At 39.0% G+C, this 21,766-nt stretch carries 20 protein-coding genes; 4 read left to right on the top strand and 16 right to left on the bottom strand.

What is annotated here, in order from left to right; all coding sequences use genetic code 11:
• The first annotated feature begins 107 nt into the window (after positions 1 to 107).
• The 3 genes from NSQ76_RS01435 (at position 108) to NSQ76_RS01425 (ending at position 3,411) form a co-directional block, all read left to right on the top strand.
• A complete protein-coding gene (locus tag NSQ76_RS01435; protein WP_056768484.1) occupies positions 108 to 878 on the top strand; it encodes a SurA N-terminal domain-containing protein in 771 nt (256 codons plus the stop codon).
• 224 nt (positions 879 to 1,102) lie between these two features.
• Positions 1,103 to 2,437, top strand: coding sequence for a glycerol-3-phosphate transporter (gene glpT / locus NSQ76_RS01430; protein ID WP_061110460.1), 1,335 nt, complete (start codon positions 1,103 to 1,105; stop codon positions 2,435 to 2,437).
• Positions 2,438 to 2,529: 92 nt separating this feature from the next.
• Complete coding sequence (locus NSQ76_RS01425) at positions 2,530 to 3,411, top strand: glycerophosphodiester phosphodiesterase (protein ID WP_197172510.1); 882 nt, start codon at positions 2,530 to 2,532, stop codon at positions 3,409 to 3,411.
• Positions 3,412 to 3,450: 39 nt separating this feature from the next.
• Here NSQ76_RS01425 and NSQ76_RS01420 read toward each other — a convergent pair whose 3' ends face one another.
• From NSQ76_RS01420 to NSQ76_RS01350, 15 genes are all read right to left on the bottom strand, one after another.
• Positions 3,451 to 4,839 carry an amino acid permease gene (locus tag NSQ76_RS01420; RefSeq protein ID WP_034621697.1) on the bottom strand — a complete coding sequence of 463 codons (1,389 nt, stop codon included), beginning with the start codon at positions 4,837 to 4,839 and terminating at the stop codon, positions 3,451 to 3,453.
• A 285-nt stretch (positions 4,840 to 5,124) separates the two neighbouring features.
• The gene (locus NSQ76_RS01415; RefSeq protein WP_034621699.1) at positions 5,125 to 5,730 is read right to left on the bottom strand and encodes an ABC-2 transporter permease; all 606 of its coding nucleotides are present in this window, start codon (positions 5,728 to 5,730) and stop codon (positions 5,125 to 5,127) included.
• A complete protein-coding gene (locus NSQ76_RS01410; RefSeq protein WP_341051899.1) occupies positions 5,714 to 6,589 on the bottom strand; it encodes an ABC transporter ATP-binding protein in 876 nt (291 codons plus the stop codon). Before NSQ76_RS01410 ends, NSQ76_RS01415 begins: the two co-directional genes overlap by 17 nt.
• 5 nt (positions 6,590 to 6,594) lie before the next feature.
• Positions 6,595 to 6,966, bottom strand: coding sequence for a GntR family transcriptional regulator (locus tag NSQ76_RS01405; protein WP_003217079.1), 372 nt, complete (start codon positions 6,964 to 6,966; stop codon positions 6,595 to 6,597).
• 306 nt (positions 6,967 to 7,272) lie between these two features.
• Positions 7,273 to 8,526: an MFS transporter gene (locus NSQ76_RS01400; protein ID WP_098677711.1), complete on the bottom strand. Its 1,254-nt coding sequence runs from the start codon at positions 8,524 to 8,526 to the stop codon at positions 7,273 to 7,275.
• Between the two features lie 208 nt (positions 8,527 to 8,734).
• Positions 8,735 to 9,862, bottom strand: a complete 1,128-nt coding sequence (locus NSQ76_RS01395) for a DUF418 domain-containing protein (protein ID WP_025093544.1) — start codon at positions 9,860 to 9,862, stop codon at positions 8,735 to 8,737.
• A gap of 153 nt (positions 9,863 to 10,015) precedes the next feature.
• Entirely contained in the window at positions 10,016 to 10,213 is a 198-nt protein-coding gene (locus NSQ76_RS01390) for a hypothetical protein (RefSeq protein WP_236626600.1), read from the bottom strand.
• Positions 10,214 to 10,366: 153 nt separating this feature from the next.
• Complete coding sequence (locus NSQ76_RS01385) at positions 10,367 to 10,882, bottom strand: HEAT repeat domain-containing protein (RefSeq protein ID WP_122631571.1); 516 nt, start codon at positions 10,880 to 10,882, stop codon at positions 10,367 to 10,369.
• Between the two features lie 19 nt (positions 10,883 to 10,901).
• Positions 10,902 to 12,323, bottom strand: a complete 1,422-nt coding sequence (gene skfF, locus NSQ76_RS01380) for a sporulation killing factor system integral membrane protein (RefSeq protein WP_280149051.1) — start codon at positions 12,321 to 12,323, stop codon at positions 10,902 to 10,904.
• Positions 12,316 to 13,038 carry an ABC transporter ATP-binding protein gene (locus NSQ76_RS01375; protein ID WP_280149052.1) on the bottom strand — a complete coding sequence of 241 codons (723 nt, stop codon included), beginning with the start codon at positions 13,036 to 13,038 and terminating at the stop codon, positions 12,316 to 12,318. The genes skfF and NSQ76_RS01375 overlap by 8 nt, the downstream gene beginning before the upstream one ends.
• Before the next feature lie 228 nt (positions 13,039 to 13,266).
• Positions 13,267 to 13,659, bottom strand: a complete 393-nt coding sequence (locus NSQ76_RS01370; protein ID WP_056768497.1) for a RidA family protein — start codon at positions 13,657 to 13,659, stop codon at positions 13,267 to 13,269.
• A 102-nt stretch (positions 13,660 to 13,761) separates the two neighbouring features.
• Positions 13,762 to 14,526 carry an ABC transporter permease gene (locus NSQ76_RS01365; protein ID WP_341051886.1) on the bottom strand — a complete coding sequence of 255 codons (765 nt, stop codon included), beginning with the start codon at positions 14,524 to 14,526 and terminating at the stop codon, positions 13,762 to 13,764.
• Entirely contained in the window at positions 14,523 to 15,440 is a 918-nt protein-coding gene (locus NSQ76_RS01360) for an ABC transporter ATP-binding protein (RefSeq protein ID WP_341051884.1), read from the bottom strand. Before NSQ76_RS01360 ends, NSQ76_RS01365 begins: the two co-directional genes overlap by 4 nt.
• 15 nt (positions 15,441 to 15,455) lie before the next feature.
• Positions 15,456 to 15,647 (bottom strand): PLD nuclease N-terminal domain-containing protein, encoded by a 192-nt coding sequence (locus NSQ76_RS01355; protein ID WP_034621703.1) that lies wholly within the window; start codon positions 15,645 to 15,647, stop codon positions 15,456 to 15,458.
• Positions 15,648 to 15,808: 161 nt separating this feature from the next.
• Positions 15,809 to 16,165, bottom strand: a complete 357-nt coding sequence (locus NSQ76_RS01350; RefSeq protein WP_034621705.1) for a DUF2200 domain-containing protein — start codon at positions 16,163 to 16,165, stop codon at positions 15,809 to 15,811.
• Between the two features lie 163 nt (positions 16,166 to 16,328).
• Between NSQ76_RS01350 and NSQ76_RS01345 the strand changes: the two genes are divergently transcribed.
• Positions 16,329 to 19,760, top strand: coding sequence for an nSTAND3 domain-containing NTPase (locus NSQ76_RS01345; RefSeq protein WP_341051879.1), 3,432 nt, complete (start codon positions 16,329 to 16,331; stop codon positions 19,758 to 19,760).
• Positions 19,761 to 19,817: 57 nt separating this feature from the next.
• Here the strand turns inward: NSQ76_RS01345 and glmS are convergent, their stop codons facing one another.
• Positions 19,818 to 21,620, bottom strand: a complete 1,803-nt coding sequence (gene glmS, locus NSQ76_RS01340) for a glutamine--fructose-6-phosphate transaminase (isomerizing) (RefSeq protein ID WP_034621707.1) — start codon at positions 21,618 to 21,620, stop codon at positions 19,818 to 19,820.
• Between the last annotated feature and the right edge of the window lie 146 nt (positions 21,621 to 21,766).

The following is a 21,766-nucleotide window of genomic DNA, read 5'->3' as shown; positions in this document are numbered from 1 at the left end:
ATAAAAAACATGTCAATCCGCTAACAAATTGTCTGTACGGTTTTATTTTTCCTAAAAAACGGTTAGAATGCGCACTAGACGTTCTCATACCGAAGGGAGAGAAAATGATGAAAAAGGTATCATATACACTCATCGCTTGTTTGTTATCTGTTGGGCTTGCAGCCTGCTCGTCAAACGATGCCAAACAAGATAAGCAAAACGATTCAGCCAAAAACAAGGAAACAACACAGGCTGATCAAAAAGAGCAGCAAAAGCAAATGGAAGAAATGCAAAAGAAATTAGACGCACAAAAAATCGATGATCAAAAGGTCGTTGCGACCGTCAACAAAGACAAAATCACAGGCAGTGAATACAATAGCGCCTTATCTACCATTCAAGGCCAGCTTCAGCAGTCCGGGCAAGACCCCACTTCTAAAGAAGGCGAAAAAGCAGTCAAGAAACAAACCATTGATGCGCTCGTAGGACAAGAGCTCATCTTGCAAGATGCTGAGAAGAAGGGCTTCAAAGCCTCTGACAAAGAGGTAGATAAGCAGCTAAAGGAAGAAAAGAAACAGTTTAAAGACAACGCTCAATTCGAAGAAGCACTGAAAAAGAGCGGACTCACATTGGATCAGCTGAAAAGTGACATTGCCGACAGCATCAAATACAGCCAATATGTCGACAAAGAAATCAAATCAGCCTCCGTCTCTGAGAAAGACGTCAAAGCGTACTATGATCAATACGCAGATCAAATGAAAAAACAAAAGCAAAAAGCACCAGAATACAAAGAGGTTAAATCACAAATAAAAAAACAGCTAGAATCTCAAGAAAAGCAAAAAGAAGTACAAAAAGAAATTGAAAAACTAAAGAAATCTGCGAAAATTAATGTGACTCTGTAACCGCTAAGAAAAAATCCGCCATTGTGCGGATTTTTTTGTTACTTCACGAACCATTTTTCCAAATTTATGACAAAAGCCTCATCATAAACGTCTCTTCCATCCGATATGATGGGAGTACAAAAGAAAGCGCTAACAATTCTTTTGTCTCTGAAAAGGTACAGGATCAAAAGCCATTCTCGTACTTTTGCTTCAGTCAATCGGACATCTACAAAAGGAGGATCTTTATGTTCAAATGGTTTAAACCTGCTCCACATATCGACAGGCTTGATGATGCCAAAACAGATGAGACGTATAAGCGGCTGCGGCTGCAAGTCTTTCTAGGCATCTTTATCGGGTATGCGGGCTACTATTTGCTGCGCAAAAATTTCGCTTTTGCCATTCCATATCTACAGGAAGAGGGGTTCACGAAAAGTGAATTAGGCTTTGTACTCGCAGCCGTATCTATCGCTTATGGCTTTAGTAAATTCATCATGGGGATGATCTCAGACCGCTGTAACCCCAGATACTTTTTAGCTGCCGGACTCTTTTTATCAGCTCTTATCAATATCCTATTTGTCTCATTTCCATGGGTCACATCCAGTGTATGGATCATGTTTCTATTCATGTTCTTAAACGGCTGGTTTCAAGGCATGGGGTGGCCGCCATGCGGACGTACGATGGCGCACTGGTTTTCGGTTAGTGAACGTGGTACGAAAATGTCCATTTGGAACGTCGCTCACAATATCGGCGGCGGAATTCTTGCACCGCTTATCACATTAGGGATTGTGCTGTTTGCGACGTGGAAAAGTATCTTTTTCTTCCCTGCCATCATTGCCATTATCGTCTCCTTCGTGATCATTCTTCTCGTACGGGATACCCCGCAATCCACTGGTCTTCCGCCAATTGAGGAATATCGAAATGACTATCCGGCCCAAAAGTATGAGGATCAAGAAAAAGAATTAACAGTGAAAGAGATTTTATTTAAATATGTACTCAACAATAAATTCCTATGGTATATCGCCATCGCCAACGTGTTTGTGTACTTTGTCCGTTACGGTGTCGTTGATTGGGCGCCGACCTACTTAACAGAAGCAAAGGGCTTTTCACCAGAGCATTCACGCTGGTCTTATTTTCTTTATGAATATGCAGGCATTCCCGGTACATTATTGTGCGGCTGGATCAGTGACCGCTTCTTTAGAAGCCGCCGCGCACCAGCAGGCGTCATCTTTATGGCTGGGGTGTTAATTGCCGTTCTTGTTTACTGGCTAAACCCTGCTGGCAATCCAATGGTCGATAACATTGCCCTTATCAGCATCGGCTTTTTGATTTACGGACCTGTTATGCTCATTGGACTTCAAGCCATTGATCTCGCTCCGAAAAAAGCGGCTGGAACTGCTGCCGGACTGACAGGCTTCTTCGGCTACATTGGCGGCTCTGCCTTTGCCAATGCCATGATGGGCGTCGTCGTCGATCACTATGACTGGACAGGAGGCTTCATTTTACTGGTTGGTTCTTGTGTGCTTGCGATTGTTTTCCTCGCCATGACATGGAATACAGGAAAACGCGTTGAGCAAGCTTAATGAAAATCACATAAAAGATTCATATCCGCCCAACATGCTCTTTACATCTATTTCTTATGATGGAGGCAGTTACCGTAAAAGGAGGATAAAATATGAAGAAAAGTAGATTACTTGCTTTCGTGTTGCTCTCTTTTGCTTTACTGTCTTTTGTGTGGGTGCCGGCCACCGTATCGGCACATGAAAACCTTTTATCTCCAGATCGCATCTTAACCGTTGCACACCGCGGAGCATCAGGGTATGCACCAGAGCATACCCTGGCTTCCTACAAGCTCGCCACAAAGATGAATGCAGATTACCTCGAACTCGACCTTCAAATGACAAAGGATGGACATCTCATCGTGATGCATGATGAAACCGTTGACCGAACCACAAACGGAACAGGCTGGGTCAAAGACCTCACACTTGCTGAAATCAAACAGCTTGATGCTGGTACATGGTTTAACGAAGCAAATCCTGACAGACAAAATGCCAACTATATCGGACAGAGAGTCCTTACATTAGATGAGGTGCTGCGCTATTTCGGCAAACGAGAGAATTATTATATTGAAACAAAAAAACCAGACCTTTATCCGCAAATGGAAGAAAAACTATTGGCCGCCTTAAAGAAACATCACCTTCTTGGGAAACACACAAGAAAAGGGCAGGTTATCATACAATCATTTAGTGAAGACAGCCTGCTAAAGCTGCAGAAATTAGCCCCACGCCTGCCAAAAGTACAGCTATTAGACAGAAACCAAATGACATCCATCACAGACGATCAGCTCGACTTTATCAAAACGTACGCTGTAGGGGTCGGACCGAATTTTAGAGCATTAACACCTGAAAACGCCCAGCAGGTCAGAAGCCATGGACTCCTCCTTCATCCATATACAGTCAACAGCGAAGCAGATATGACCCGTCTACTGCAATACGGCGTCACCGGTCTTTTCACCAACTTTCCAGATGTCTTTAACCGTGTAAAAGCTTCACTCTAAATATAAAAAGCCTTGCGGTCCATCCCGCAAGGCCTTTTATTATTTCACCGTTTGATCAGAAGAAGCTGTTTCAATCGGCTTCCGTTTTCCAATCCCAAATACAAAAAAGCTAAGTGCTACTAAAATCAAGAACCCAATTGCTACAATAAGAGAAATACGCGTATCCTGATTAATGAGCATAAACACAAGAACCATCAATAAAAATCCAATTGTAAGATAGTTAGAAAACGGTGCTAGCGGCATCTTGAACGGGTGCTGATCAAGCGCTGCCCCCTTCGCCTTTCTGAAGCCAATATGACTAATCAAAATGACAAACCAAGGCACCATCCCAGGAAGGACACTCGCACTATACACATAGACGAAAATGTTTGGCGGAGAAACATAATTCAGGACCACTCCTATCGCTAAACCAATCAGCACAGCGAATGTCCCAAAATACGGTACACCGTTCTTCGAAATTTTCGTAAAGAAAGCAGGCGCCTGACCATTCACACCTAATGTATAAAGCATACGGCCCGCACTGAAAATACCACTATTACAGCCGGACATCGCTGCTGTAATGACAACAAAGTTAATAATACCAGCCGCTGCTGTAATCCCGATCTTCGCAAACGTCGCCACAAATGGACTGCCAAGGGTATTCAGCTGATCCCAAGGATACACAGTCACAATGACAAAGATCGCACCGATATAGAAAATCAAAATACGCCAGATGATACTTTTGATGGCATTTGTCAGTGTCTTTTGTGGATTTTGCGCCTCGCCGGCTGTAATCCCAATCAGCTCGACACCTTGATAAGCAGCAATAACTAGAGACAATGCAAACAGGAATCCGCTAAACCCACCTGTAAAGAACCCGCCATGCGCCCAAAGATTAGACAGCCCAATAGGAGTTCCGCCATTTCCAAAACCGAAGAAAATAATGCCTAAACCTGCAACAATCATCAAGATAATCGTCACAATTTTGATCATCGCAAACCAAAATTCAAATTCACCAAATGACTTAACCGAAATCAAGTTGGCCGCTCCTAAAATGATCATCGCAATTAACCCTGGAATCCACGCAGGCAGCTCTGGGAACCAATATTTCATATAAGCCCCAACCGCAATAATTTCAGACATTCCAACAATGACCCACTGGAACCAGTTACTCCAAGCCGTCATATACCCTGCAAGCGGATGAATATATTGATGCCCGAATGTAGCAAATGACCCTGTACTCGGCTCAAGATATAACATTTCTCCCATCGCACGCATAATAAAAAAGATAAAAATACCACACACTGCGTAAGCTAGAAGAACGGATGGACCTGTCCACTGAATGGCCTTCGCTGACCCCATAAATAAGCCAACACCGATTGTGCCGCCAAGAGCGATCATTTGAATATGGCGGGCACTTAACCCTCTCTTTAATTCCTTTTGAGCCACTTTTCTTCCCCCTCATCAACAAACAACATAAAAATAAAAATCAGAATTTTCATTCTGATTGAGAAACATCAATCTTTCGATGTATATTATCATAATAAATCTACCCTTAAAAAACAATTGTTTTTTTGAGGAAAACACTATTAACAAAATATTCTGACATAAAAGTAAGTTCAAATTATTTTATATTGATATAATCAATAACCAGAAAAATCTTCAAAAAAAGACCGCTCACACGGTCTTCTAAGCTCAAACTGTAAATTTATAGGAACTTCGGTAATTGCTTTCCTAAAACACTTTCCTCTGGTAAATCACAGTAGAAAGTCCCCAAGACAACAAGTAGAAGAGCATAATCAGCACAGCTGACCCCGTATATAAAACAGGGATCGATACATTCATGATAAAATTAGTGAGCCCACTAAATTGCTCTGCTAAATAGAGGACAACAGGCGGTCCCATAGCAGATAATACGATAAAGCCAATGATCACTGCCGTTGTGATATAACCAGGCTTTAAGATATAAAACAATGGAAACGTACACGCCGCGAACAATAAAAACAACCCGCTGCCAATCGCAATATCTGACAGCGAAAATAGTTTCCCAAACACAAGTAATGCAGCACTTGTCAGCCCGATCGAAATGACCATATAAAAAACGGCACCAAGATAACGGGAGGCAATAATTTCATTCCGGGTATAAGGCAAAGAATTTAATAGGATATTCGTTTCTGCCTTTTCATCATACGCATATGTGTTAAATGGAATGAAGACACTAGCGACTATAAACGTCAATACTGGATGGACATCCATGAAAATAAAAAATAAGATAAACGGAATAAAAATAAGTAACTGCTTCTTTTGCAAAATCACATCACGCTTAATTAAATGAAACATGCGCAGCCCCGCCTTTCAAATAAAACATGATATCCTCAAGCGACGCCGGTTCAATCACAACAGCATCCCCAAAAATAAGTTTCACTTCATCAATTCGATCTGATAATGCTTCAAAACCTGCTGATGTACGCTGAATATGGATAAACGCCTTTTCTGTGTCTCGATCCAACAACTCCAGGCTCCCTCTCACAAGCGCATAACTTTCTGCCACTTCATGAATCGACTGTTGAAAGACCAATCTTCCATTTTGTATAAACGTAATATAATCCGCGATCCGGTCTAAATCAGTCGTCACATGCGTCGAGAAAAAGATCGTCCGATTTCCATCAATCATCAATTCTTGTAACGTGCTGAGCAGCTCTCTTCTAAAAACCGGATCTAAACCAGCAGTTGGTTCATCCATGATAATCAGCTCTGCATGATGCGACAGCGCAATCGCAAGTGACGCCTTCATCTGCATCCCTTTTGAAAATGTTTTGATCGCTTTATTCAGCGGCAGACCAAACTTTTCAATATATTGATTAAAAAGCTGGTCATCCCAGCGTTTATAGGCAGGAGCCACAATCCGTTTGATGTCCTTTAAATTCAACCCTGAGAAAAAAACATTGGCATCGTAAACAAATCCGATTCGTTCCTTAATCTCTTTTTCATGAGTATGATAATCCAATCCAAAAACCTTGATGTCACCTGAATCGGGCTTTAACAAATTCATGATCATTTTAATGGTGGTCGACTTACCCGCTCCATTCTCTCCAATAAACCCTGTGACAAAACCTTTCTTGACCTGTAAATCAAGATCCTGAACGGAAAAGTCCTTGAATCGTTTCGTTACTCCTTTGAATTCAATCACATGCTCCACTCATCTCACTCCTCATATAAGAACTTTAATAACTGCTGCAATTCATCAAAAGATAAGCCTAATTCTTTCCCGTTTGTGACAACCGCTCCAAGCTGTTCCTCAATCACCTTCAATTTCTTCTCTCTCATCACTTCTAGGTTTTGTTCCGCAACAAATGATCCCTTGCCGACAATCGAATAAATAAATCCCGCCTTCTCTAACTCTTCATACGCTCGCTTTGTTGTAATCACGCTAATTTGTAGATCCTTCGCCAGTTTTCGAATAGACGGCAGCGCTGCACCTTCCGCAAGCTCACCCGTTAAAATCATCGATTTGATTTGATTCGTAATTTGCTCATAGATAGGCTCCTTAGAATGGTTTGAAATCGTAATTTGCATATAAAAACCTCTTTTTTTCAGAAAATATTGTATATACACTATATATACATTATATACACACTAAAAGAATATTCAACCATTTTAAAAATGTTCTCCTTATTTTTTAAAAATAGAATGCAATTAAAAAACCGCACAGCCCTTAAGCCATACGGTTCTTTTATCTTTTGGATTTGCATTCATTCGCCAAGCAATGGGTGTAATGAATGCGCATGTTGGTATACGCAATGTGGAATTTTCTAATAATTTTAAATCACTTATGAATGTGAAAACGCCATAGAATGATCATTCTATGGCGTTTTCTTTTTTCTATTTTAAAGGTATGTTTTCAGTTTCTTTTTGCGTTTGACATTTATTGTTTCTTTCGGATAAGTTAAGCCATATACCCCCTATTGATATAAACAATATTAATAGGAAGAACGGTAGTTTATATCCATTAAAATAGTCCACTGATAAGCCAAATAGGGAGGGTGCCAGCACAATAAACATTTGATTTAAAGTTAATCCAAAGCTTACAGTTAATCCAATAAACTCTTTGTCTGCTTTTTCAGACATTAGCACAATAAATAAACTGTACCATCCCACCCCTAAAAAACCTAAAATGAAACAAATTATATAAATTCCCCATAGGGGAAGATAGTTCAAAAGATAGACTAGAACAATTAAAATAATAACAGTTAATAATATTGTAAGTTGTAATGGCTTACTTCTATCTCCATTGAACAAATTGTCACTAATCCATGCTAACAATATCCTTCCAATTGCACCGCCAATTAAAACCACACTTAACAACGTTCCAGAAATACTTAATGATATATCTAACGTATTGCTTAGATAACTCATCAGATGAGCTAATATGATTAATTGTAAAGAAATCATACTCATTCCAATAAAAAATACTGGATAAAGACTCGATTTTGCTTTAATCTTATTAATTTTCTCCAAAAAACGATCATTCTGTTGTCTTTGCGCAGTCATTCCATGATCTTTATAGAAAATTGAAAAGATTATACCACCTGCAATTGCTACAATAGCTTGTGTTAATTTAGCTGAAGATAAACCATAATTATAAAAGAAAAAAGGTAGAGTTGTTGAAGCTAATGCACCACCAAGTGGTATTCCTGTTTGACGAATCCCCATTGCAAGTCCTCTGTTTTTGTTTTTTGGGAACCAATTGATGATTGCGCTGCTCCCCCCTGGTTGAGCCGTCCCATACCAAACCCCGACAAAAGCGAGAACAATCAAAAGGTATACGTATTCATTAATAGGAATTGTTATTAACATGGTAAGTCCTAATAAAATTGACCCTATTCCTACAACCCAACGTTCACCGTATTTATCCATTATGTTACCGAATATTAGCATAGAGAATATAGGACCAATATTTACAGCTGATACAATTAAACCTGTTTGAAATTGTGATAAGTTATATATTTCTTGACAAAATGTTGCTAAAGGACCTACTCCGTAATTTACAAATGTTGCACACGTTTGTGAAAAGGTAGCTATTATGAGTATAACCCATCTATAGCTCCCCTCATGATTAGCTTTCATTTGTGACATGCAATCCATCTCTCTTTTTATTCTAAATATGTAAATTTGATGTCATTATCTCAAAAATAAAAAGGAATTTGAATGGATTTTTCAAATTTTCTTTCCGATTTAAAATATACTGGATGTTATATAAAGGTGACCTGTAAAAGTGTCAGAGGAGATTACATTCTTAAAGTGCTCAATTCTTAATAGTAGACTCATGTTTTAAGAATATGCTTTATTTCCAATACACCCATTTTCCCATAAGCCACTCCACAGGACCTCTTCTCCATTTTTTCAAATAGAGATAGCTGATGAACAGCTGTGCTGTGTACAGTCCGACAGCAAGCAGCAGCCCAAACATTGACCCCAATTGTCCAAATAGACCAAGTCCATAAGAATAGAAAATCGTTGTACAAATAATCGACTGCGCCAAATAGTTTGAGAGAGACAAACGGCCAAGCCCTGCAAGCAGGCGTTTGAAACCTTGGGCTGCCTTCGAATAGTAGAAAACAATAAAGGCTTGAATATACCCAATCGTCAGCACATAGGCACCCAGCGTAATCACCAATTCACTCCAAGGAGCATCAATGAACGTCGCACATTTTAAAACGAGCCCGATGATAATCATCCAAACCCAGCCTTTACGATAAGCCATGCCTCGATCTTCTTCTGTCAAATGACCCTTTTTCCCGATCGCCATGCCAAGCAGTGCAAACGGGCCAACCATGATCGTACCGAAAAGAAACCCTAATATCGGCATAAGCGTAATGGTCACGATCGCCAGAATCATGGTCACAATCATCATATCGTCTTCAACCGTAATCCGGCTGAGCAAAATATCCCCATAATCACCTTTTGCATACACATCGGTTAATAAATCATCAGTTCCATAAACAAATTTCATCATGTATGGCAAAACGACTAATGACAACGCACCTAACACACCCGACCAAATAAGCATTGTTTTAATCCGGCTGCTCAAAAACATCATCAAGAAAAACGTACAAGCTCCATAATAAAGAAGAATGTCACCGTTCCAAATAAAGATGTAATGCAGCATCCCAAGCACAATCAAACCAAAACCACGGCGAACGACAATGGCATTCGTATTTAATCCCTTGGCCTTCGTCGATTCAATCAGCTTGATAAAAGAATACCCAAACAAAAAGGAAAAGATCGGATAAAAAGACCCTTGGAACAAAATTTCCGTCACATATACACCGAATTCCTGTCCCCAAAAACTCGAATCAAACATTTTCTCAAAATCATAATCATATTGGAAATTAAGCATATTCACAATCAAAATACCTAATAAACTAAAACCACGTAAACTATCAATTAACTCAACCCTAGATCCCTTCAAGACGACAGCTCCTTCGGACAATATAAAGATAAAGCATATTTATCCTACCACACTTTTAAAAAAATGGTTTCCATCCCCATGTGAAAAAGTGTGTTTTAAGGTAAATTTAATAAAAAAACCTAGAATCTATATTCTAGGTATCATACTAAATACTTATGACTTATGACTTTCTTCTTCCCGCAGCACACGCTTCAAATAAAACAAAATTCCCAAACCGAATAAAATCAACGCCATTTCCAAGTCTGCAGAAATCGGCAACCATTTCAGCATCATTAAAATCAGCAAAACCGCTCCAACACCTGCGAAAAAAATGACGTTTCTTTTTAATTCTTTGTTTGATTGAAACAACACTCTCTCCTCCTTGATACTTACTAACCAAATGAATGTTTTCTAACCAGCCGGTATCTCCCATTTTCCAAGCTATTCATTGACCCTAAAAACTCCTTTGATCTTAAGGGCAAATCCAAGGAAGATGCTCAGGCCAGTTGAGTTTCTGCGTTCCCACTATTCATCCCCCTTATCTTTTAACTGAAAGGCGATAATTTTCCCTAAAGCTTCCTCAGCAGCAAAAGGAGTGACGCTGCCTGTTGGATTTTCTTGTTCTTGTTTTAAGCACTCGTACATGTTTTTTTCAATTTTTGATGGATCAATCCAAGAGATACACCATGATGCCCAGAAACAAGTAGGTCCCTCATAACGTTTAGCAAGTGCTAGAAGAAATGGCAAGCTAGGTTGCCCAATCCTCATGAGTGACATGGCAGCGGCCATTCTTGTATCTTCTTCGTCACTTTCTAATAGCCGAGCTAGCGGTTCTGCTGCGTCCCCCGCATCTGCTCCAAATTCACCAAGTACAGCTGCTGCAATGTTCCGCAGAGAGCCTTTTTCTTTTAAAGCCTCAACAAGGACGGGCACTGCATCTTTTCCATATTTTCTCAAATCTCCTATTGCTTGAACGATCGTTACTTCATTTGTATTAGCCAATTGTTGAACGGATTGAGACAGCTTATTTTCTGGTTTCATTTACAATCAACTCCTCTTTTTAATGAACCGCACGGTTTCGATAACAAAGCACATAAGATCCAGACCCAGCCACTAGAGATACAATTGTAGTCAACAAGCCATCAGTGATGAGATGAATACTAATCATGACCATCGCACTGATCACAAACGCAAATAGCAATGATCGATAATAGGCGGCCAAAGCAAAACTCCTTTCTCTTCTCAGAGGCTGCATAAAGGCAAAGAGCCGTATGGCCAAAAACCATATATAAACTCCTCCACCAAATAAGGTCCAATACAATACATCCTGAATCTCAACCAAATAAAGAGAAACCAAGTAGAACGCATACAACCAAAAGGTTTGAAACACTTCTAACAAAATGATTTTTTGATATAAAGCCCCAGGAAAAAGATAGAGCACTCCTGTTTGTGCGTGTCTTACAATCCCCGCATAATATGAACTAAAAAGAACAGATGCAGCAATGACAATCAAGAATAGATTCAGCCAATCTGAAAAATAAGTAAAGAGGACATAGTAAGTACCGATTAACAGCATGGTAGATAGCACATGGAAGGTGATATATTTTTTTATCAGCAATAATTCAATCCAAAGAAAAGCCCAAACGCCCGTTAATGCTGGAAGTCCCCACCATGTCCTGCTCTTTTTTTGAACGATTGGACTTGATTGAATATGTTTCCCCTCAAATTCCTCCCAAAATACTGCCTCCTTGACTAAAGACTCCTTCATCTCTAAACGATGACTAGCACTGTACATCATCATGAAAGATAGAAACATCACTCCAATAAAAATGAAGACAGAAAGAATGGAGAACTCTTCGATCATACGTCCAACTTGAAACATCAAAGAATCAGCAATGTTCATCAATGAGGGCTGTTTCATCATCAATTGATTCAACACAAGCAGTGCAAAGAAGCAAAACATCAATACAAAACCGAGTAAGAGCAAACGCTTGTATACTTGAATGGTTCTGGCACAAGACACCGCAATCATCCAAGTTTCGACCAAACATAACAGCCCTGTCAGGATGAGTGATTTTCCAAGCAGAAACGGGTACTGCTGTGTCATAAAAAACAGAAGAAGGTCCGCAGCCAAAGCAGAGATAATGAGAAGAGCCCCTCGCCAGAAAATGTGATACATCCACACACTGATAACAACCGTCCATAAAGAAACGCCATTTCCATATAACCAAATGATATCGCTCATTTGGCTAGGCAGCCGGTTCGTAAACAAACCAACCCCCGTATAAAGAACAAACAAACAGATAATGATCCATCCAGCTGTACCCGTATTCCAATCACCCATACTTGAAACTGCACTTAGCTGAAAACCAATTGCCGCTATGAAAAGAAGTAAGATCAGAAAAGGCATTTTCTTTTCTTGATTTTTACTGATCAAGCGCCTTTGAGATTTCATCCATAAAAGGGAGAGTGTGTTATTCACTTGACCACTCCCCCAAAAGTTGAATAACTTCTGCCCTCCACTCAACCTGTTCTTCCTTTAATTGAGGAACATCCATACTCTTCATGATGGCACCGTCTCGAATCAATACCACCCTACTGGCTGTATCGAGAACGAACTCCAGACTATGAGTCGACACAAAGACCGACCCACCTTGACTGCTTTTTTGTCTCAGCCAATCCGACAGCCACTGTTTAGACGGAATATCTAACCCGACAGTCGGTTCATCTAATATAAAAAGGGAGGCATCTTGAACAATGGCTCCTGCTAAGACGACACGCTGCTTTTGGCCTCTTGAAAGCCTTCCGCACAGTTCATTCATCTTCTTTTCCATATGTACTTCTTTCAACGCTTCATATACCTTTTCCTTGATCTGTTTTAAGCCTTTATGATATCCACGTGCACGGAATTGAACATGTTCAGCAACCGTTAGGTCTGGATACAAATAGGGGTGATCAGGAATAAGAGCTACTTGTTTTTGGACATGGGCATGACCAGGCGGGAAACCCTCTATGAGAATTTCCCCTCCATCTGTTTTATATAGACCTGTTACACACCGAATCGTTGTCGTCTTCCCAGCACCATTAGGCCCAAGCAGCGCCACAACCTCCCCTGGTTCGATGGAAAATGACAGATCCTCTATCCCATCACCATTTCTATATCGTTTGCTTACATTCTGAACCTCCATGAACGGCATCAAATCTCTCCCTTTTATTAGAGTGATGTATGCTTATCTATGGTGTGTTAAAATTAAAAACGAATGTCATTAGACCCACTATTCACTAACCCTAATATTACCATATAGAGAATAACAAGGTAATAGGAATGAGGTAATCTATTCTATATACAACGGAAAAAGAAAATAGTTTATGTACAAAATAAAAAAAGATTGGGTGGCAGCATCCCAATCTTTTATCTATTAACCCTATACCATCTCCTGACACGCCCAAGCATCCACCTCAACCTTTAAAGCAGGTGAAGCCAAAGCCACCACATAAATCATCGTCATACAAGGCAGATGATCGCCTAAAAACTGCCCCATAATTTGTTTCCTGCTCTCAGCATCGAACTCTCCAACGAGATAAAATACTAGTTTCGTTATATCTTCCACAGCCATATCTGCCGCTTCTACATTTCGTTTCACATTCTCTAACGCTAGCTCTAGCTGCTCCAACGGACTTTCGGGGATTGTCCCATCCGCTTCCATTCCCACCTGACCTGATAGAGTTAACCACCGCTGTGGTCCAGTTGTTTCTATTTGATGGGTATATGGGGCAACTGGCGGGTGAATGGTCTCAGGATTACGTGATGTTCTCATTGATAAAAACCCCTTTTCTGAAAATACAGTCAATTTTTATCATCATATCAAATTTTCAACCGTATTCAGATTTTTATGCTCAAAGTAAACCTGAAGATACTGCTATAATTCTTGTTTTCTAAAAAGAAAACATCCTATGAGAAAAAAGAAAACAATCAATACCGATACACCTAGAAAACTTGTAAGTGCCTGATCCGAATAAGTCCCTTTATGAATCATCTCTTCGGCTGCACTTGTCACGCCTTTAGGCGCAAACTTCCCTAATGTCTCTTCATAAAATGAAGGTACGGTAAACAGAATAAGGTTGATCAAAAGCGACACACCGCCAGCTGTGACAGAACGTTGAAAGAACGCCGAAGCACAAATGGTCGATACCACAATCAGCAATAAATTTGGATAATAAAGAAGTGTTCCTTTTAACACATTGACCCAATCCACATGCCCAAATTGAATGTCCACATAATAAACAGAGGCAAGCACCGCCACCACCAAACTAAACAAAGTCAAACAGGCATAGGCGCATATTTTCGAGACATAGTAACTCGTTCGACTGATCGGTTTCACCATAATCATCGCAGTCACTCCAGAGGCACGCTCTCCAGCGATCGTCCCCATCACGATCAAAATCAGGATAAACACACCTAGCGAATCAAATTTACTCAATGCACTCGCCAAAGCCTCTCCTGCACTAGGCTCTGGTATGTAAAATGTAGATCCTTCAGGTAAATTAGCTGATTTCGATAGAAGATCCGGCAGCACTTTGAGCGTAATAGGCTGCGTAATCATTAAAATCGTAAAAATGATAGGAACAAATAAGATTTTATAGCTAGTGAATAACTCCCTAAATTCCTTTTTCAACATCATCATGCATTCACAACCTTCATGAAAATATCTTCAAGCGTCATCTTAGATAGTCGATAATGGAGGAGAACACCCCCAGATTCAGTGATGAGACGAGGCAGCTCCTTCAATGCTATTTGCTGATCGTTCACTCGCACCTGATAAGCATCTCCTGTCTCAAAGCATTCCTCCACCCAATCCCGCTCTTTTAACAAAGCCACTAATTTCATATTCTGTTGTTCTAATTGAAATTCAATCACTGGCTGGATATAGTCATCTTTAATCTGTTTTATGGAAGAAGACATCTCAATTTTGCCACTGTTGATCATGATAATATGATCTGCCACACGTTCAATGTCATCTAAAATATGGGTCGACATAAAGATCAACATCTCTTGTTTCAGACGCTCAATCAATGTCAGAACGTCTTTTCTCCCCATGGGATCAAGTGCAGACACAGGTTCATCCAAGATGAGAACCTTCGGGCTGTTGATAAGCGCCTGCGCAATGGCAAGCCTTTGCTTCATTCCCCCGCTATAGCTGCCAATGGCACGATCCTTCGCCTCATATATGCGGCAAAGCTTCAACAGCTCCTCTGTTTTGGAGCGAATGATTTTTTTCTCTAAATGAAATAACCCGCCAACCCAATGCATCCACTCCTGCCCCGTCATATCCTGATAAAATGCAGGATGCTGCGGACAATACCCTATCACATGACTGATTTGATCCATCTCCTTTGTGACATCCAAACCTGCCACCTTCACGACCCCAGAAGTAGGACGAGCAAGCCCCGTCAAAATCCGGATCGTCGTTGTCTTCCCCGCTCCATTGGCTCCTAAAAAGCCAACACATCCAACCTCCCCAACAGAAAACGAAACATTTTTTAAAACTTCATTCGGACCATACGATTTCGTCAGCCCATGACACTCCAGCATATTCAAGCAAATCCCCCCCTTTTAAGATGATTTACGACCAAAAATCAAATAGACAATAGGACCGACACTCGCCACAAACACGATCACCAACGCCCAAATCCACTTCACCTCTCCTCTGATCCTCGATGGATCTCTTTTCAGCAAATCAAACAAACCAATCACCATCAAAATCGCTTGCAGCAAAATAAGAGGTAATATCATCTTCATATCCATCCACGCCACTCCCTTTTCAAACGCCAATTCGTTTTGGTATTACTTCTTTTGACGACATGAAGAGTGAATTCGTTCAAATGGATTTTATTTTTATTGGTCGAATGATCTATAAATATAAAAAAGCCCAGTGAAGGTTAGTTCACTGGGCTTGCTTGTTATTCTCATGATGAACCTCGTAAAATCTTTTCCATCTTCTTTCCTTTCGCTAACTCATCAATCAGCTTATCTAGATAACGAATGTTCTTCATGGTTTCTTCCTCAATGTCCTCTACCCGTACACCACAGATGACTCCTTTGATTAAACTGCGGGAAGGATGAAGCTCAGGAGCCTCGGCAAAAAATGTTTCTATATCTGTATTTTTATCCACCTGTTCCTGCAACTCTTCTGGACTGTACCCTGTTAACCAACAAATAATCGTATCGACTTCAGCCTTTGTTCGTCCCTTTCTCTCTGCCTTTGCGATATAGAGAGGATAGACTTTTGCAAAGCTCATTGTGTAAATTTTAGGTTTGGTCATGTGCTCTTCTCTCTTTCTTTGTTTAAGTATTTTTTCGATGCATTAGAAGATAGTTAACCACTCGTTTATATTTCTTTTATCATCAGATATATTACAATAATAACCACATATGTATACATTATGATATAATTACTCGTTATTATATGTGAAAGGAAGAAGAAAATTGTCTAATTTCGATTTTCACGCATTACTTCAACCATTAGAGTTTGAGATGCTGGTATGTGATGTAGTGTCTCAAAGAGAAAGGGTCCCCTTTAGAACCTTTAAAGAGGGGCGAGATCAAGGTATTGATGGATTTTATACAGACAGTAAAACTAAAACCATCATACAAGTTAAACGTTATGGTCAGCAATTTTTTAAACCATTAATGAAGACTTTAAAGCAGGATCTCCAAAAAATCCGTAAATTAAAACCAGATCGATATATCTTAGGAGTATCAATGGAGTTAACACGACAACAAACAAAAGATATTGTTGATTTATTTAAAGAATTCAACGTTACTGAACACGATATATTAGATAGAGTTGAATTGAACAGACTCCTTTCACAGCCGACTTACAGAAAAGTGATAATCAACCAACCAAAGCTTTTAATCCCAAACTCAAATGTCCTAGAGCATTTGTTAAAAAAATACTTACATAGTCGTATTTATAAAGAGTCTGCCTATAGATTAAAAGATGCTTGTAAAACAGCAAAAACTTTTATACCTTCAAAAGTCTATAGGTCAGCAATTACAAATTGGGACATTAACAGAACTATCATACTTTCCGGAGAACCAGGTGTTGGAAAGACAACAATCGCTCAAATTCTAGCTTTAGCCCATTTGTATCAAGATCAATTAAACGGATTTAGATGGGTATACTCAATCGATGATATATACAGTATGTTAGATGAAGACCAAATACAAGTTTTTATTTTAGATGATTACTGGGGAAGTATCCTCGAAAAAGAAAAGAATAAAAAAGAAGAAGAACGCTTAGCTAAGTTAATAAAGGATATCGAAAATTTTCCTAATGATACAAGATTAATTATTACAACAAGAGAATATATTCTTCAACAACTCATTCATAAAAGTCCTTTACTTAAAAAAATATTTGATAACTATACCTTAATTTGCAACTTGGAAGCATACACCGAGAGTGAAAAAATAAGTATTTTATTTAGTCGCCTCTATTACTCAAAACTGAATTATGAGCATGTTAACTATTTGCATCTTCATACAGATGAAATTGTATATCACGACAATTATAATCCAAGGGTACTATCACTATTTTTAGATCAACAACCTCAAAGTTATGAAACACCAGAAGATTACTTAAATCGATTGTTAAATTATTTAGATTGTCCAAGTGATTTTTGGAGAGATATTTTTGATAATTTATCTAATGAAGCAAAGTTTGTAGCTTTGCTACTACTAATTACTTCGACCCCCTCATTACAAGAGGATATTGAAATCTGCTACAAAAATTCCTTACACTATTATTTCACTGAAACGCACACGAAGAATTTAAGTGAGAGTCTCAGAGAACTTGAAGAAACCATGATCAAGACAGTTTATGATGATGAGTATGATGATATCTTTTTATATTTTATTAACCCATCAGCACAAGATTTTCTGCTTGACTTCTTGAAAGAGAATTGTGAACAATGGATTCCAAAACTACTGCCTTGCTGCTCCTTCTATAATCAATTATTATTTCTATTTAAGAATATATCACCTTTTTGTAGTTCAAACGTTAGTGAACAAATCATACAAAGTTGTATAGAACATTATGATGATTATACAACTAGTTTTTCAGAAAACGATAATATATGGAATGTTGATATTTTAGAACAAGAAAAGGGAAGCTTAGATAGATTCTTTGATTTACTTAGAATTTATCTAACACAAAATCAAAAACAACCGAGACTTTATAAATTTTTAGAGTATAAAATCAGTCAGTACTGTATTGATATGGGGAGTAATGATCCTAAAGAATATCAATATAACGATTTACACAATTTACCTGGTTATATCGCAAGTTGCACAAATATTGGAATGACTTTTAACGGATATAAATTAATAGATAAATACTACAAAAACGCCTTTAGTGTGTTTCATTATAAAGCGATGGAGCGTTTTCGAGAAATATTTCCTAAGGAGTACGAAATATTTTACGAATCTTTTAACTCAAAAATTAGAAAAAATATAAAGCAATTAATTTTTTCAGAGTTAGATTTTTTAGATGAATACTGCATGGATGTAGAATTAGATATATTAATTGATAGCATTCCTGATTTATGTGATTTTTTTGGCGTTCAATACTCAATAGAAATGGATAAAGAAATTGAGCTTCTATATGGACGCTCACCTACAAAAATAAATAATGATCATTCAATAATGAACAGGCATTTGTCGAATGAATATAATTCAAGTGAACATGACATAAGTACAGTAAAATATGACGCATATGATTGGATGTATGGAAAGGAAGAAGCATTAATAGAAAATGATGAAGTTATCGAACTTATATCAAATAGCAAACTTTCGAATGGAGTCAAAGATAAACTAATTCTCACATTAGACAATTATTCACCAGTTTACATCTACCAATTACTAAATACGAAAGAATCCTTGAATTTGTTAATTTCAATGTTAGAAAAAGACGGTTCAATGATGCCTGAGAGAGAAAGCGACTTATATATGAAGATGTTAACCCATTTAACTCAAGGAGATTCCACATTATTAATAAATTTAATTAACTTCTGTATTGATTCATTTTATTCATTCATGTATAGGGAAAAACCTTTATTCCGAAAAGGAGAATTTTTAAAAAGTAATATTTATAGTGACCATTTAGCAGATAACCCTTCACTCAAAAATATTGTGTATGAACATTTAATATTAGAGGATGAACAGTGGTTACGATTTATTCATATTCCATTATTCGTCGCTTGCTTTTCGATGAGTATATGTTTTAGCGTTGATGATGATGAATTACTAGAAATCTACCCAGAAATATGGGGTGATAATTCAAAAAAAATCAAACGAATACAGCTAGAGAATGGAAAAGAATTATCCGAACTATTTTATCCTGAATTTGGAGAATACTACATCTATAACAGTGAGTGGGAAAGCATATTATATCGGCTTTTCGAAGAGTTAAAACCATATCATTTTAATCAATTCTACGTTGAACCTGCCATTAAGCGATTTATGAAACACTTAGGGGATGGCGATGAATCATCAAAGGTATTACAACTTATATCAACTATGGAATTGTTATTGGAATATGATCAGCATGATGAGATTAATCATATCGGGCAACAATATAGTATTAGTGACGAACAAAATCTTATCGAGAAATTAGGAATAGCTGATTTTGATTTTTGGGATTTACCTTCGATTCCCCAAAATACATTTACTCATTTATTAAAAGGTGATTTAATAAAACGGAAAGTACATAATTGGCAAATGCCAGTTTACAAAATAGAGAACATCTGTTTATTAAAAGAGCTTGGAGTTTATAATCACTCATTAACATCCATAAAAAAGATTGAAAATCTCCTTAAACGCTTTGAAAATGGTGATTATTCGCAAATAATAGTAACCTAAACAAAAAACACCCCTTTGACAAATTCTCAAAGGGGTGTTTCATTATAAAAATTAACCCTACTCCACCGTCACACTCTTCGCAAGGTTACGTGGTTTATCCACGTCACACCCGCGGTGAAGGGCTGCGTAGTATGCGATCAGCTGTAATGGGACAACAGATGCAAGTGGTGCAAGTGCTGGGTGTACAGCTGGAAGGACGAAACGGTCGCCTTCGTCTTCTAGGCCTTTTAGTGAGATGACACATGGGTTTGCTCCGCGTGCAACGACTTCTTTGACGTTACCGCGAATGCTGAGGTTCACGTGCTCTTGTGTTGCAAGGGCAATGACCGGTGTGCCTTCTTCAATTAAAGCAATTGTGCCGTGTTTGAGTTCTCCGCCAGCAAAGCCTTCTGCTTGGATGTAAGAGATCTCTTTTAGTTTTAGTGAACCTTCAAGGCACACATAGTAGTCAAGTCCTCTTCCGATAAAGAATGCGTTACGTGTCACTGTGAAGAAGTCACGAGCGATTTGTTCCATTTCATCCTTTTGATCGACAAGGGCTTCCATTGCGTTTGCTACAATACCAAGCTCTTTCACAAGATCAAAGTCAAGAGATTGACCGTTTAATTCAGCTGCAACAGATGCAAGGATTGCAAGTACAGCGATTTGTGCTGTGTAGGCTTTTGTTGAAGCCACTGCGATTTCTGGTCCTGCATGAAGAAGCAATGTGAAGTCCGCTTCACGAGAAAGCGTAGATCCTGGTACGTTTGTGATCGTTAATGCTTTATGACCAAGCTCTTTGACTTGAACAAGTACAGCACGGCTGTCCGCAGTCTCTCCAGATTGAGAAAGGAAGATGAACAGCGGCTTTTTCGATAGAAGCGGCATGTTGTAAGAAAATTCACTTGCTACATGGACTTCTACAGGTACTTTTGCCCAGTCTTCAATGTATTGTTTACCGACAAGTCCAGCATGGTAGCTCGTTCCGCAAGCCACAATGTAAATGCGGTCTGCTTCTGCTACTGCGCTTGCGATATCGCCAGCGACTGACAGTTTGCCGTTTTCGTCTTGATATTCTTGGATGATTTTGCGCATAACAAGCGGCTGTTCATCCGTTTCTTTTAACATGTAGTGAGGATATGTGCCTTTCTCAATGTCGCTTGCATCAAGCTCAGCGATATAAGAAGGACGTGTCATGATATCACCGTCAAGGTTTTTAATGATGACCTCGTCTTTTGTGACAATGACCATTTCTTTATCCATTAATTCCGCATATTCGTTTGTTACTTGAAGCATCGCCATTGCGTCAGAAGCCACAACGTTGAATCCTTCGCCGAAACCAACCAATAATGGGCTTTTGTTTTTCGCCACATAGATTGTTTCTTTGTTTTCGTTATCGAAAAGGGCAATCGCGTAAGAGCCTTTTAGTTGAAGAAGCGTTTGACGGAAAGCTTCTTCTGTATCAAGACCTCTGCTGACAAATTGTTCGATGACTTGAACAACAACCTCTGTATCTGTGTCGCTTTTTAGTGTGACGTCTTGTAAATATTCGCGTGTCAATTGTACATAGTTCTCAATGACACCGTTATGAACAAGCGTAAAACGGCCAGAAGCACTTTGATGCGGATGCGCATTTAGATGGCTTGGTACACCGTGAGTTGCCCAGCGTGTATGTCCGATTCCTGCTGAAGATGCTACGTTTGCATCCACGACTTCACGAAGCTCAGCGATACGTCCTTTTTCTTTGAACACATGCACGCCATCTTCGTTTGCCACAGCGATACCTGCTGAGTCATACCCGCGGTACTCAAGCTTCTCTAAACCTTTTAATAAGATTTCCTTCGCATCATTCTGACCAATATAACCTACGATTCCACACATAAATATTCTTCCTCCCGATCATGTGAAAGGGACAAAGAAAGCCTACTAAAATAGAAGGGACATTTCTTCGTCCCTCTCTACATGTTTATTTTGGGAGATCATGTGTATTCCCTTTGTACAAAGAGTCACCTCTTTGGTTTAAAGAA

This window comes from Bacillus sp. FSL M8-0256, assembly GCF_038005765.1.
GTDB lineage: Bacteria > Bacillota > Bacilli > Bacillales > Bacillaceae > Bacillus > Bacillus safensis.
The sequence above is the reverse complement of the archived record's forward strand: the minus strand, read 5'-3'. Positions and strand labels throughout refer to the sequence as shown.

What these genes read in the sequence shown, in the direction of transcription:
- NSQ76_RS01435 (WP_056768484.1), top strand. Translation starts at nt 108, where the DNA reads ATGAAAAAGGTATCATATACACTCATCGCTTGTTTGTTATCTGTTGGG.
- glpT (WP_061110460.1), top strand. Translation starts at nt 1,103, where the DNA reads ATGTTCAAATGGTTTAAACCTGCTCCACATATCGACAGGCTTGATGAT.
- NSQ76_RS01425 (WP_197172510.1), top strand. Translation starts at nt 2,530, where the DNA reads ATGAAGAAAAGTAGATTACTTGCTTTCGTGTTGCTCTCTTTTGCTTTA.
- NSQ76_RS01415 (WP_034621699.1), bottom strand. Translation starts at nt 5,730, where the DNA reads ATGTTTCATTTAATTAAGCGTGATGTGATTTTGCAAAAGAAGCAGTTA.
- NSQ76_RS01405 (WP_003217079.1), bottom strand. Translation starts at nt 6,966, where the DNA reads ATGCAAATTACGATTTCAAACCATTCTAAGGAGCCTATCTATGAGCAA.
- NSQ76_RS01400 (WP_098677711.1), bottom strand. Translation starts at nt 8,526, where the DNA reads ATGTCACAAATGAAAGCTAATCATGAGGGGAGCTATAGATGGGTTATA.
- NSQ76_RS01385 (WP_122631571.1), bottom strand. Translation starts at nt 10,882, where the DNA reads ATGAAACCAGAAAATAAGCTGTCTCAATCCGTTCAACAATTGGCTAAT.
- NSQ76_RS01375 (WP_280149052.1), bottom strand. Translation starts at nt 13,038, where the DNA reads ATGCCGTTCATGGAGGTTCAGAATGTAAGCAAACGATATAGAAATGGT.
- NSQ76_RS01370 (WP_056768497.1), bottom strand. Translation starts at nt 13,659, where the DNA reads ATGAGAACATCACGTAATCCTGAGACCATTCACCCGCCAGTTGCCCCA.
- NSQ76_RS01365 (WP_341051886.1), bottom strand. Translation starts at nt 14,526, where the DNA reads ATGATGATGTTGAAAAAGGAATTTAGGGAGTTATTCACTAGCTATAAA.
- NSQ76_RS01355 (WP_034621703.1), bottom strand. Translation starts at nt 15,647, where the DNA reads ATGGATATGAAGATGATATTACCTCTTATTTTGCTGCAAGCGATTTTG.
- NSQ76_RS01350 (WP_034621705.1), bottom strand. Translation starts at nt 16,165, where the DNA reads ATGACCAAACCTAAAATTTACACAATGAGCTTTGCAAAAGTCTATCCT.
- glmS (WP_034621707.1), bottom strand. Translation starts at nt 21,620, where the DNA reads ATGTGTGGAATCGTAGGTTATATTGGTCAGAATGATGCGAAGGAAATC.